A 12,867-nucleotide genomic window follows, 5' to 3' on the forward strand; every position below is an offset into this window, starting at 1 on the left:
GTGATTATTTTGCAAGAATGCGGGAAATGCCATGCACAATTAAGTTGGAGGAAAATCTATGAGTCCTTCTGGCTGAGTTATAAACCTATAAAATGCAACGAATGCGATACAACTCATAAGATAACCATACCAAGCAGGTTTATATTTGTCTCTTTTACTATTCTTCCTATGCTCACCTTTGGATATTTTCTGTCTCCTTTTAACAATGGATTTGTAACCTTTGGTATAGCTATTTTTATTTTTATAATGGGTTCTTTGTTGGCACCTTTTCTGGTTACCTATAAAGAGTCTCTGTGAACTAATGTATTTACACTAAGGGGCAAATAACTGAAGATCCGCTAATTGATCCGGCTAGTTTTCTTCTTCAATTATTGCGAAGGTTAATATATGAGGATATTTATTAATTTATTTCTGATAGAGGGTGCTCTAAATGAAGAAGGTTATCTCTATGCTCCTTGTTTTCCTCTGTTTATTTTTTGCAATCCTCCTTTACAAAGGTAGTATAGAGGGGCTTAAAGAATACCTAAGGGAAGAAAGCATTGAGTTTAATGAAGTATCAATTAACCATAAATCCACATTTGATAAACGACTGCTTGGAATGGAACCCCATCACCTTGAAATGACAAGTGAAGGTTTCCTGCATATCTATAAGTATTCGAGTGGTTAATTGTAAAATGAAATGCAACACCAAAAAAATAGAAAAGTCATAGGGGAACCTGTAACATTAATGTCGACTAAAACAATTAATTACGGAGGTTTTCCCTATGACTCAAATTCATTCTAGCACAAAGACTCGCAGCTTTAAACACCTGAGCGATTCCGAGAGAGGAGAAATCCATGCTTACCTGAAAATGAATCTTTCTCTCAGAGAGATCGCAAAGCGTACAGGCCGTCATGTCAGTACAATCTCTCGAGAAAAGAAAAGAGGGACCGTCACGCAGTTGGATACGCGTCGTAAACCATACGAAAAATACTTTCCTGATGTCGGAGCTCATGTATATAAAGAAAACCGTCAAAACTGCGGAATGCCAACCGTTTTCATGAAATCGTGGGCCTTCATTCTCTATGCAGAAGAGAAGATGCTAGAAGATAAGTGGGCACCCGATACAATCGTCGGCCACGCGAAGAAAACTAACATTCTAAAGAACTCTTACATTCCAAGTACCAAGACCCTTTACAATTGGATAGATGCCGGTAGGCTTTCTGTTCGAAACATTGATTTAGCGATGAAATTGCGTCGCTCAACCAAGAGGAAACGGTTACGCAGACCGAAGCGCATCTTTGGTCAGAGTATTGAAGAACGTTGTGACTCCGTTGAAACAAGGGAGGAATTTGGTCACTGGGAAATTGATACGGTCATTGGACAGAAATCAAAGGACGAAGCCTTACTGACACTGATTGAGCGTAAGACGCGAAAAGAGCTCTTGATGCGATTACCAAGCAAGACAGCATCCAGTGTCCAAGACGGAATAAAACAACTATTTGCCCCATTTAAAGACAATCTTTCGAAGGTGTTCAAAAGTATCACCGCGGACAACGGTTCAGAATTTAGTGAATTAGGTGCGCTTGGTGAGAACAACGGGATTTCCGTTTACTTCTCCCATCCATATGCGTCATTCGAGAGAGGAACAAACGAACGACACAACGGGATAATCCGAAGGTTTATTAAGAAAGGGCAGCCCATCCATCGTTATACAGACAAGACGTTACAAGAGGTTGAAACCTGGATGAACGAGATGCCCCGGAAAATTCTAGATTACGAGACGCCAAATGAACAATTCGCTCGTTGTGTAGAGTTGGTGGCCTAGGCCACCAACTCTACACAACGAGAAGTTCCCCTAGGATTGTATAAGGGTGTTGCATTTAATATTGCAATTTACGTAAGTATTCGAGTAAAAGCTTAGCTGAAATGGCAAGAGATACTTTTATTAAGAAAACAGAATCGGCGGATATGGTTTCCCACAATTTATATGTGGTAGAAGATATGTTTATCATCTATGAATTTCATAACGAAGTAAATGATTTCAATACGTACCTGTCCGATATGATAAGTGCGTATAAAAAGTGAATATACATGCGCTTGGGGGCCACTGACATTCCTGCTTCTATTTTCTAGGAATATGTAATGCTGACCCCTTTTTCTTTGCCTGGTTCTCCAATATATCTTGAGGAGAGCTTAACCAAGAGAACTTTTTCAATAATCCCCATCACATAATTAACTACCCTTCCCTTTACTTGAACAAAAGACGGCTGCCTTTTCAGCAAACTACTTTAAGTAGTTATTTCACAAACCCATTCAAAGTTAGTAAATTTATTTACAAGGAGATAGTTTCAATTTACCAGTCACTTTTTATTGCTTTACATTACGTTCACTCAACAATTTTTCCTTATTGGCCTTGGTATTATCTAACAAAAAATCCGCCCATTCAAGTTCAAGTTGATCTGTAGTTTCTTGCCAGTATTGCAAACGGGTATAATAATAATTGATCTTTTCACGTACTGATTCTTTGAAGTTATCGACTCCGTAGCTTCGTACAATGGCTGTCAATTCATAAATAGGAAGCCATAAGCATGTGTTTCTACATGTACGGCAGCTCCCGCGTGGCCAATTGCTTGGTATAAAGCTCCGTACTCACGATCATCAATTTCTTTTGCCACTGAATGTGATCCTAAAATAGCCTGTTTTGCTTTAGGCATTTTTATTTTTCCCCTTGCCCAATTCTCACATAGTTCTAAACAGGTTCGGGGTCTTCGTTCGTTCGGGTACTTTGCTTCAAATTGGTTTAAAGGCAATTCTGCACAATCCAATGCCCACATAACCAGAGTTCGATGATTTTGTAATTGAATCAATTTTATTAACTCCTGCAAGCAAAGACTGTCACGAGAAAACAACAACTTATTTCTTTTCTTTAACTTGAGTTCTACATCTGAAAACATTTCTATGCCCCCCATCGCCAATTATCATGAAATAGGTTCTGCTCATTTAAATGTCACACATTACTGAAATTTATCTTGCCTAAATTAAGATGCCCTATAATAAGCAAGACATCTAACTAGCAAAATCCTGTTCTAAAATAACTCATACAGTTTATTGAATGTAATTATGTATTGGGGATATTGGATATACATCTGTTTTATTGAATTGAATCCACCCTATAACAGAAGAAAGTGGCTGATGAATTGGTACTATGTGTTAGCCTCTAAAAATGTTATAAGTATCTTATTATATATTGCTGGTTCTTCAATATTGACTGTATGCCCTGCATAAGGAACCAGTCCAACTCTAATATCATTATTCAGTTTCTTCATATAAGTCGATGCCTCTACTTCGTGCATTTCATTACTGCCATTAAGTATCAACATTGGAACTCTTATACTCTTTATTTCTTCTGGGGTAGCTCTTGGATACTTATACGTCATCTGATACAAGACCTTTTTTAAGGTCTTATGCCATTTATCTCCGTGCAGGGACTTAAAGTATTCTGCTGTCTCTTTATCGTTTTCCTCAATATTTAAGAAGAAATCATATTGTTTCTCCATAACATTTTTTAACTCTTCAGGAATATATGGTGAATAACCAGTGAGCACAACTCCTTTTATTAGCTCTGGCTCTCTAAGGGCAATATGTATAGCTAAAGATGCTCCTAAAGACAATCCAACCAAAAATACTTCGCCTTCTTTTTTTATTTGAGAAATAACGTATTTTAGAGCTCCTTCAAAATAGTTATCAGAAGCCTCAATGGATGAATTCCCGTGTCCAGGTAAATCAATTAGGATAGCTTCATAATCATCCCCTAAACTAGAAACTTGATTAGAGAAATGAATTTCTCCTGTACCCATAAATCCGTGTAAAAAGTAGACTCTCTTTATTGGAATCTCCCCCTCTTTTCTATAACAAGCTGTCATAACACGTTGTTTATTATTATTCGGTCCATTCCTATGACCATTTCATATTGAGAATTTGAATTCCTACTAATTTTTTCAGAGCGAACTAATTATGAAATCGTTTGTTAACTTCAATTGTAATGAACTCTGGCAAATAGTTGGGAGTACATCCTTTTGATACTTTTTCATCTTTGTAAAGACCCGTTTTCTCACCAAGTTTAATACATCGTTCACGATTCTTTTCATCAAAAACGCCGATCCAGCCTGCGGTAAAATTCATAGCCCATTGAACTTCCGGCTCTTCCTGCGAAATATTGGCTTCTATTGCAGATAGCAAGTATGCAGTGTTATCTGGCGGTGTTTGTCCAGTCCATCTTAATCGCCCTTGGTAATACCAGAAAGTTCGCCTTTGAAGAGAAGATGGACTATTTTCCCATGACTCCATCAACGCAATTCTCTTCTTGTCTTTGGTGAGCTGATTAGCCAATAACCAATCCATTAAGTTGTTTCGCTCATCAAAAGTGTGAGTCTGCATATCCTTATCAAGCTTATTCAGCACATCCTGTGAAAGAAGTTTCTTGTCCATAATTAAGATTGCTAATAGTCTGGGCAAAAACGCTTCGGTTGACCAAAGTTCCATAGCGAGTTCGTGATCTCTTTTAATATCCTTCGCGATTTTACGTAGGTCGCCCAGCTTCGTTTTACTATTGATCTCCATGAGAATGTTTTCTGCGATGGAAGAGCGCTTTATTTCTGTATCTTTATTTTCGTTCATTTTATACAACTCCTTTTGTAAAGCACTACTTCATACTACGGGGTATCAAGAACTTAAATCCTTCATACTTCACCAATTAGTTGGGGTAAGACTTACAGAATAATTGCCTATTATATTAATGATGTGACAATAAGTCATTATTTTTTTCCTTTTCGTTCTAAAAATATAGGTGCTATATTTAGTAAGATAGAAACAATGGTCAATACCCATAATGCCCTTGCCATACCAGGAACTACATCCGATAAAGCCGCCCAATCTTCCGCTACTATCCACCGAGATACATAACTGTAATCTGCACAAATTGTTAATGCTGTAAAAGATAATCCCATCGCCATAGCTAACTTATAATCTTTTCCTGCTGTGTACAAATAAAGATTCACAAAAGTTGCTGCTATTGCCATAACCCCTAAAATCACCCACATATTTACTCCTCCATATAAGTTTCGTTATAACGTACAATATACTAAAGTGCATCGTCTCAATTTTTTGCATTTCATTTTTTCAAACCTAAAACCTCAAAGTAAATGCCCTTTATTTATGATTCCGTATTGAAAAACCATGCCCAATAATTAAACAAGGGCAATAGCCGGATCCATTTGCTGACCCTTCAGTTATTGCCCTTATAATGTGATATCAATTTCTTTATTTTTCTTTATACAAGTGACTACAATAACATTCACCAATACTCCCACCCCAAGGAAACCTGAGTAATAAATACTCTGTATGCCTGGTCCGAACCCTTTTTCGATTACATCAATTGCAGCCAGTAAAAAGGGCAAGAAAAAGGCTGAAATGGCTAAGAGCATAAGCGAAAACGCGGGTATAAATCTTTTTGAGTAGCTAATTCTTATTGTCCAATAAACGGAAGCGATCACTATGGACAACGGCAAAATAAACCCCAAAATAAAATTCAGGATTGACGTACTCATATAACCCCTCCTCTGTATTTCCACAAAAAACATGTTAAGTTCAAATTAGTTCCCACCCATCTAGTTATTAGACGAAATCCTGTAAATATAAGTTTCGTTTCATTTTATTTCGCCGGACTTTACTTGAACAAAGGCGGGCTGCTTGTTCTGAAACTCCCACGGTAGTTGAAAAACACTAACCAGAAATGAATTTGATGTTTTCTTCATTTAGGAAAATATAAATCTATATAGAAGCCATAGTGATCGCTAGCAAATATATTATTCAAGCCTATAGTTCTATTTGCAAATAAACCGTGACTAGCTATTTTAGGTTCTTCCTTAGGAAAACAAGACTTTACTAATATCCAATCATAACGAACTGGATTACGTACTTTATTCAAGTTATCTTTATGACGTAACCAATGATTTTTCCGAAAGTCTAAAGTTGGAGTATTTGAAGATTGCCCTAAATCAACCCAGCTAGTATCACAGGAATTGATTGAGATTCTCCTGTTAAATAGTTGTAAATACTTGATACATTTGGTCTGCTGTTAATTCCCACATAGCAGTTCATAATCGGTATGAGTATCTTCAGCTATCAAGTTGGTCACTTCAAGTATTTCCTTTTCTCTCTTAGCAGCACTTCAACTGCATGCTCAAAAATAATTGAGGAAACTATATACGACTAGTTAATCACTATTTCTCCTTCAAATTCTCTAACTTTCTGATTATCAAATCAATCTCTTCATTACTAAGCGAGGAATAGTTATCAATTCTTTCTCTAACATACTTTATTTCTTCTGGAAATTCCTTATCCCTTGAAAAGAAAGAGGCTGCCATTCCAGTTATTGTACCAATCAACCCAATACCTACAAACATTAAAAAAGAAGCAATTATCCTGCCCACAGCAGTTTGAGGATACAAGTCTCCATACCCAACAGTCGTGGTGGTCACAATGGACCACCAAAGAGCATCTTCAAAGGAGTTAAAACTCGGTTCTATCCAATACATTGTAATCGCACTTAAAAACAATAAAGCAATAACAATCACAAATATTCGATCCACTTTGTATTTTTGTGCTACAACCTCGAGAAACGAATCTTTTCTTTTTAACAAAACTACCAATCTTAGTAATCTTACAAGTCGAACCAACCGTAATGCCCTGAATACCTGATCGAAAGGTATAATTGCCAGCAATTCCAATGGATGTTTTTTAACATACTCCCACTTATCCTTACTAACTATGAAACGGACGATGTAATCAACTAAAAATAGTCCCCATACAAACCAGGATAAAACCTTGTCTTGATCATTAGGTAGCTTAACAATTAACGAATAAATAATTAAACCTGCCAATACAATTTCATACGTAAAATAAACTATATTTTTCTTTATGAATATCCCTCCAATAAGGAAGGAAATTTATCATAATTCTCTACCGTGTTTCCATCCTTCAATATAATACCAATTATTTCAAATTTCATCGATTTGAGCAATACTCTTGTTCAATTAATGGTGGCTTAGCAGAGCAGAAGGATATTCCTTGATTTTTCAATGTTATTCATACACTTGTATTAATGTACAAGATTGTATGCATCATTGTAAAAAAATGACACAATAGGACTATTGGTTACTACCAATTTATTTTTGTGTCTGTACTCTTGTGGGATTTTCAACGACAAACAATACTACTATACTGATTGCCCTTTATGTCTTCTTGGTGCCACAAGCGTTTGCATAAGAATCCTACCTAAGCAAGGCTCTGAATTTTCAACGTTACTTTAATATCCTGAGGGCAATAGTTAAGTTTAGTAATTCTTTTAATCAAATGAATTTTCGTCTTTGGTGTTGTTCTTTTCGATTAATTTCCTTCTTTTTTGTTAAACTGTCCAAAGGGAATAAAGACAACTATCCCATAATTTTACAAACCTTAAAGCTGCTGCTGATGATCAAGTCTCAAAGTTAACTCATTAAAACAGCGTAATGTCCAGGACATTACGCTGTTTTATATTCCTGAAATTCTTCGGTACAAAAAAAGGGGCCAGCGCAGAACCACTGGCACCCCCTCATTCTTCAGGCCTCATCATTGAAGCGCCTTGATCCTTTCCGTCAACTCTATAAATCTCTTGTCAAGCTCTCTATACTCTTTATGAGTTGGAGTCATAAAGCTGAGTTTCCCCAGGACTTCCTGCCTTTCCGTTTCCAGAGCCATTCTCTTTTGTTCCCGGTCATCCACTTTTGATGGTTCCAGTTCATTGAATTCTTTCACGATGGTTTGGTTGGCGAATACAAGCTTGCTGTTTGTTGTTTTTTCAAGAAAATATCGATCATGTGAAACCACCAACAAAGTCCCTGTAAAGTGTTCTAATGTTTCTTCCAACTGTTCACGTGATGGCAGATCAAGATGGTTGGTCGGTTCATCAAGGATGAGGACCTCTTTTTCGTCCATGATGTACTTCATCAGCTTACACTTGACCCGTTCCCCCATGCTCATTTGGTTAATGGGCTCAGACCATTGAGTTTCCAGGAAACCAAGATGTTTCATCAGGTTCCGTACTTTCCCTCTCTCTGCAAACGTCTCTTGATAGAACAGCTGTTGAGGTGTTTTATCAAGAGGCAGATCAAAGACTTCTTGTGTCAAGTAGCCGATGTTGGCGGAAGGCGATACCCAAATTTCACCTTTGCTGACCGGCTCATTACCCATGACCATATTAATGAATGTCGTCTTTCCTCTTCCGTTCTCGCCTGTAATGGCGACCTTTTCCCCATGCAGGATGGTGAAGTTGGCACTTTGGAACAGAGTATGACCGTAAAAGGTTTTTTCCACGTCCTTCACTTCCAGGAAACGCTTGCCTGCTTTATGACTGGTTTTCAGTTGAAAGTGGACTTCATATTCCGCCTTGGGTGCCTCCGCGTTTATTCTTTCAAGTTCTTTTTCAAGCCGCTTTTGTTTAGATTTGACTTGGGCATCCATTCGTTTTGCTTTTGATCGATAGTATTCTTTCGGAAATTCCTGTTTTGTCGATTGCGCATGTGCTGATTTTGACCAGGAGGTTAATTGGTTCATCTGCCCCTCGATCCGTTCTTTCATCTTTTGTTGTTTCTCATATTCACGCTGCTGAATGAGCCTTATCTTCTCGCGTTCCTCCATATAGCTGCTGTAATTGCCCATATGGGTTATGAGCTTCTGGTCTTCTATTGCCCATATTTTCGTAGCCACTTTATCGAGGAAGTACCGGTCATGCGACACCAGAATAACTGCTCCCTGGTGCTCACCGACCTGAGTGATGAGAAACTCCGTACTCTTCTCATCCAGATGATTGGTTGGTTCATCGAGCATTAGGATATCAGCATCCTTCGCCAATCCCTTTGCCAGCCGGGCTTTTAATCGTTCTCCCCCACTCAATTTCGAGAATTCACGCGTTGGCACGTTCCATTTGCCTAGAATCGCTTCCTCCCGAGGCGTCACCTCATCAAAGGAATAGGACTCCGTTTCTTGTTCCACCATAGTAAACACCAGATTTTCCTGGAGATGTTTAATGCTGCCTCCGTCAGGCTCTATATCCCCATTCAGTAAGTGCAGCAATGTCGATTTGCCGGCCCCATTTTTACCGATGACCCCAATGACATCCCCTTGCTGTACATTCGTATTGATTTGTTCAAACAGCAGATGATGTTGTATTTCCACCTTGATATTTTGCAATTGAAGCATTTCTATCATAAAGCTTCATCCCTTCTTTTCTAAGGGAGAACAAATAAATCCTCCCAATAATGTTGGAAGGATTAGTCATCTATCATTTTACCGTACCTAAAGAAAGCGATGAACCCAAAAGGTTTATCCGCTTCCTTGTATATAGAAAAATGGGCAGACTAATCCTATGTTTTTATAATCTGAAATCATTCATTTCAAATTTTAAAAAATAGGTTAGTTATCCATCGTCCACCCATCAGTCCCTTCGTCTATGTTAAAGCTATTTTACCATTAGGCGGCAGTTCCTGGCAACATACTGTCTGTTCAGTTAAAGAAAGCATAATACATCGCCATCGCAATCAGGGCTAAGGGTATGACAAACAGCAGGCTCCGTTTACAAGCCTCCATATACGAACAAAAGCTGGTGCCCCTGTCTTCCACAACTGCAATTTCAAGAGATAAAAGCACAATGGCCAAAATAAATACGCTTATTCCGACTAAAAGCCCCATTTTAAATTCCTCCATTTTTGAGCATTTGTGTTATTGAGGTGCATCATAAAACTCGCTTTCATTGTCTGTTTCGTCATAGATCTCCCTATCGCAGCAATTGCCGGAGTCATATGAAATCTTTATAAAAGTGGTATCACTGCTGCTTCCTTTTAATAGAGTCACCTTCAAATTTTCATTCAACTTTCCTTCAATATCCTCAAAGATATAAGCAACCTTTGCTTTCTTATACCCTGCCGCATGTACATAGGTTATTCCGTCTTCTGCACTTAAGCTGTGAATTCCCGCATCTTCAGAGAGTTTGGAATCATCCAGCCACTGTTTGACCTCCTCGGAAAGACCTTCCGTTTCAGACAGGTACTCATATTGAACCAAAGCAGACCGATCGTGGTCTTCCGGGCTGCACCCTTGCATAAAAAACAAAGATAACATAAGCAAAACAATAAATGGACGCAAAGGAATTCCTCCCTCTTTACTATTAGACGGAATACACGCATATTAAGTTTCGAAGTATCCCGAGAAAGATCTATGCAGATGAATGGAAAGTAAGGCATAAGACTCGTTGATTTTTTCGTCTTTAAGGCGTCCTACCCACTGAAGATCCTTCTAAGAGTTTATTTGCGTTTTGCTGTTTTGATGTACTTCTTAAAGGTTTTTAATTTGCCTTTTTTATATTCTCGTTCTAACTGGTAATCTTACCGCTTGAGGACTAATGAGTGAGTGTAACGATAGCTTTCTTTACCAAGCGTAATTGTTAGGATTTAAGCGGGTATGATTCTTTAAGAAACGGTCATTTTGCAGTAAAGATCGTTTAGACTGAATCTCAAGTCAGTTCCAAAAGACAAACAAAAAAAGACTCGCACCAGACAAGTCTTTCCATGCCAACCTCTTATGATTTTATATTCCCCAGTCAATCAAATCCCAATATTCAATGTGATTCATTCTCCAATTTAAACGGGATTTCCTTGGAAGGAATTGTCGAATATCTTCACTGAATCCAGCCAGGATCCGTTTTTCATCAACAATAATCGGACTTTTAAGCAGCTTGGGATTTTCATTAATGAGATCAAGCAGATCATTCAGGGATAGGTCATCCAAGTTTAAATTCAGCTCTTTATACAGCGAAGATCGGGTAGCCAGTATTTCATCTGTTCCATCCTGGGTCATATGTAAGATATTATGGATTTCACTCGCTGTTATCGGTTCTTGGACAATATTTCTCTCCTTGAAGGGAATTCCGTTATCTTTTAACCACTGCTTCGCCCGCTTGGTCGATCTGCAGGTACGGCCATACACTGTAACAGTCATTTGACATTCCTCCTATTTTTTATAATCCAGGAATATTCCTGCAGCACATTACTTCTTGTATATTCCAAATTTGATAAGATCCATCTGGACCCGTAAATTCTGAATTGCCTGTTCATCGGATAATCTCTTCGATAATTTTTCTATCAAGTTGTGAAAGGCGACAGCTGCAATGATTTGCAGGATCAGGTTCAAGTCTGTATCACTTTTGACATTGATGGATTGCTTATCTATCAACTCCATCATTTTTTGAAAATGTTTCTGATCCTGTTTCGCATCAGCCAGGTAGGTGAAAGAATTTTCGACTTTGTGCGTGGCATACAGCAACGCATTCTTAATGAAGTTCTCCTCTTCCTCATCAGGCATCATCACCAGAAACTGATGATGCATTTCTATGAAAGCTTCAATGATATCGCCTTTATGTTCAGCCAATTTCGTCAGGAAATGCGTTTTTCCCACTTTTAATTTTTCGTCCAGTAAATAGAAATACAGATCGTCCTTATTCTCGAAGTATTGATAAAAGCTTCCCCTTGGAATTCCGGCTGCTTTGATAATGTTCGAAATCGACGCCTCATGCAGTGGAACTCTGGAAAATTCCTTCTCTGCTGCTTCAATCAGAGTCTTCCGTTTACTCTCTGATAGGTTAAAAAAAGTTGCATTCGGCATATGATCACTCCAAACATATGACAACGTGTCACTTGATGATATAACCATTGTATATGACACGATGTCACTTTGTCAAAAGTTAAGGTTTTTCTTGGTTAGTATGTGAAATTATTTTAGTCAGTATGTAATGGCAGGATTGGTCAAGTAATCTTTCGTTCGTTTCCTCTTTTCATGGGAAACTGACCTTTTGCTGTGTTAGTCACGCATTACAAAGGCTTCAGCCACGGGATTCAGTTTTGATGCGTCCTCTCCCGTTATCAGATTTTCGAGTCCAAAGGAGATGGCTTTTTTTCCTTACAAAGTCATTGGTGATTGTGAAGCTTTCTAGTGCCGAAATGGGGCTAATGATCGACCGTCCATCCGATTTAAGGATGACAGATGGTTTTGCACTTATGGCATGGGTTAATTGTTCCCATCAATTCCATTCCGGATTAAGCCTTCAGCCTCGGAACGGATCATGTCTAGGTAATTCTTCTGTTTAAATGGCTTGATTATATGCTCAATGCCTCTTAAACTTCCTTCCGTGGTGATTTTATTATTTCCAACATCTACTATGACCGAAAGATACAATTTCTCATTGTAGCGGACAATTCCAGTGACCATTTTCTGTTCATGATCAATGATTGTTTACTCAGGGATTATTTTTAACGGAGCAAACGTGGTATAGCCGATTTTGGGTCTGCACCTTACCCGATCCATCATCAGTCTGACTAACTCTTTTAATGTATACAGCAACTTACAACTCCTCTCTTCTATAGGAAGAAAAACCTCTGAACCCTGGTTTATCGCTTTATCTCACTAAAATAAAATGGTATACTTTAGAAAATTCACATAAATAAAGAATCGAGTGATGAAATGATTACCTCGTATGAAAAAATAACGATTTCCGGAAACAAATCTGCAGAGGTTTTCTTGTATCTGACAGATGATAAAAGATTCATTGTTTCCATCCCCGCCATTCATTGGTCTGCAGAATTCAAGGAGGAGAATGACGAAGGTTTTCAAACTGATAAGCTCCGTTCATCCCTTAACTTTCATTTATTTGAAGGAAATACAGATGAATTGGTAACGGCCATCAATACCCTGGCTGATAAATATTTAAAATGAAACAGCCTGTTGGCTGTTTTTTC

At 38.1% G+C, this 12,867-nt stretch carries 16 protein-coding genes; 5 read left to right on the forward strand and 11 right to left on the reverse strand.

The genetic code is table 11. From position 1 onward, the window contains the following. The 4 genes from AC4E8A_RS12735 to AC4E8A_RS12750 all read left to right on the forward strand — a co-directional run bounded on the left by AC4E8A_RS12735 (position 1) and on the right by AC4E8A_RS12750 (position 2,068). Positions 1-297 carry a TIGR04104 family putative zinc finger protein gene (locus AC4E8A_RS12735; protein ID WP_490193525.1) on the forward strand — a complete coding sequence of 99 codons (297 nt, stop codon included), beginning with the start codon at positions 1-3 and terminating at the stop codon, positions 295-297. A gap of 133 nt (positions 298-430) precedes the next feature. Next, positions 431-667, forward strand: a complete 237-nt coding sequence (locus AC4E8A_RS12740; RefSeq protein ID WP_490193526.1) for a hypothetical protein — start codon at positions 431-433, stop codon at positions 665-667. 97 nt (positions 668-764) lie between these two features. Then, positions 765-1,808, forward strand: coding sequence for an IS30 family transposase (locus AC4E8A_RS12745; RefSeq protein WP_490193527.1), 1,044 nt, complete (start codon positions 765-767; stop codon positions 1,806-1,808). 101 nt (positions 1,809-1,909) lie between these two features. Continuing rightward, positions 1,910-2,068, forward strand: coding sequence for a hypothetical protein (locus tag AC4E8A_RS12750; RefSeq protein ID WP_490193528.1), 159 nt, complete (start codon positions 1,910-1,912; stop codon positions 2,066-2,068). 476 nt (positions 2,069-2,544) lie between these two features. Here AC4E8A_RS12750 and AC4E8A_RS12755 read toward each other — a convergent pair whose 3' ends face one another. From AC4E8A_RS12755 to AC4E8A_RS12805, 11 genes are all read right to left on the reverse strand, one after another. Then, positions 2,545-2,937 (reverse strand): putative immunity protein, encoded by a 393-nt coding sequence (locus AC4E8A_RS12755; RefSeq protein WP_490193529.1) that lies wholly within the window; start codon positions 2,935-2,937, stop codon positions 2,545-2,547. Between the two features lie 249 nt (positions 2,938-3,186). Next, positions 3,187-3,906, reverse strand: coding sequence for an alpha/beta fold hydrolase (locus tag AC4E8A_RS12760; RefSeq protein WP_490193530.1), 720 nt, complete (start codon positions 3,904-3,906; stop codon positions 3,187-3,189). An 85-nt stretch (positions 3,907-3,991) separates the two neighbouring features. Next, a complete protein-coding gene (locus AC4E8A_RS12765) occupies positions 3,992-4,660 on the reverse strand; it encodes a DNA alkylation repair protein (RefSeq protein ID WP_490193531.1) in 669 nt (222 codons plus the stop codon). A 137-nt stretch (positions 4,661-4,797) separates the two neighbouring features. Continuing rightward, positions 4,798-5,082 carry a hypothetical protein gene (locus AC4E8A_RS12770; protein ID WP_490193532.1) on the reverse strand — a complete coding sequence of 95 codons (285 nt, stop codon included), beginning with the start codon at positions 5,080-5,082 and terminating at the stop codon, positions 4,798-4,800. A 198-nt stretch (positions 5,083-5,280) separates the two neighbouring features. Next, positions 5,281-5,589, reverse strand: a complete 309-nt coding sequence (locus AC4E8A_RS12775; protein ID WP_490193533.1) for a hypothetical protein — start codon at positions 5,587-5,589, stop codon at positions 5,281-5,283. Between the two features lie 675 nt (positions 5,590-6,264). Beyond that, the gene (locus AC4E8A_RS12780; protein ID WP_490193534.1) at positions 6,265-6,924 is read right to left on the reverse strand and encodes a potassium channel family protein; all 660 of its coding nucleotides are present in this window, start codon (positions 6,922-6,924) and stop codon (positions 6,265-6,267) included. A gap of 727 nt (positions 6,925-7,651) precedes the next feature. Next, on the reverse strand, positions 7,652-9,289 hold the full coding sequence (gene abc-f / locus AC4E8A_RS12785) for a ribosomal protection-like ABC-F family protein (RefSeq protein ID WP_490193535.1): 1,638 nt from the start codon (positions 9,287-9,289) through the stop codon (positions 7,652-7,654). Between the two features lie 294 nt (positions 9,290-9,583). Further along, positions 9,584-9,769 carry a hypothetical protein gene (locus tag AC4E8A_RS12790; RefSeq protein WP_490193536.1) on the reverse strand — a complete coding sequence of 62 codons (186 nt, stop codon included), beginning with the start codon at positions 9,767-9,769 and terminating at the stop codon, positions 9,584-9,586. Positions 9,770-9,799: 30 nt separating this feature from the next. Next, positions 9,800-10,222: a hypothetical protein gene (locus tag AC4E8A_RS12795; protein WP_490193537.1), complete on the reverse strand. Its 423-nt coding sequence runs from the start codon at positions 10,220-10,222 to the stop codon at positions 9,800-9,802. Between the two features lie 441 nt (positions 10,223-10,663). Further along, positions 10,664-11,074 carry a Spx/MgsR family RNA polymerase-binding regulatory protein gene (locus tag AC4E8A_RS12800; RefSeq protein WP_490193538.1) on the reverse strand — a complete coding sequence of 137 codons (411 nt, stop codon included), beginning with the start codon at positions 11,072-11,074 and terminating at the stop codon, positions 10,664-10,666. Positions 11,075-11,122: 48 nt separating this feature from the next. After that, the gene (locus AC4E8A_RS12805; RefSeq protein WP_490193539.1) at positions 11,123-11,737 is read right to left on the reverse strand and encodes a TetR/AcrR family transcriptional regulator; all 615 of its coding nucleotides are present in this window, start codon (positions 11,735-11,737) and stop codon (positions 11,123-11,125) included. Positions 11,738-12,592: 855 nt separating this feature from the next. On the opposite strand from AC4E8A_RS12805, the gene AC4E8A_RS12810 reads away from it, so the two are divergent. Next, a complete protein-coding gene (locus tag AC4E8A_RS12810) occupies positions 12,593-12,844 on the forward strand; it encodes a YueH family protein (protein WP_490193540.1) in 252 nt (83 codons plus the stop codon). Positions 12,845-12,867: the final 23 nt, after the last annotated feature.

This window comes from Bacillus sp. SRL337, assembly GCF_984799155.1.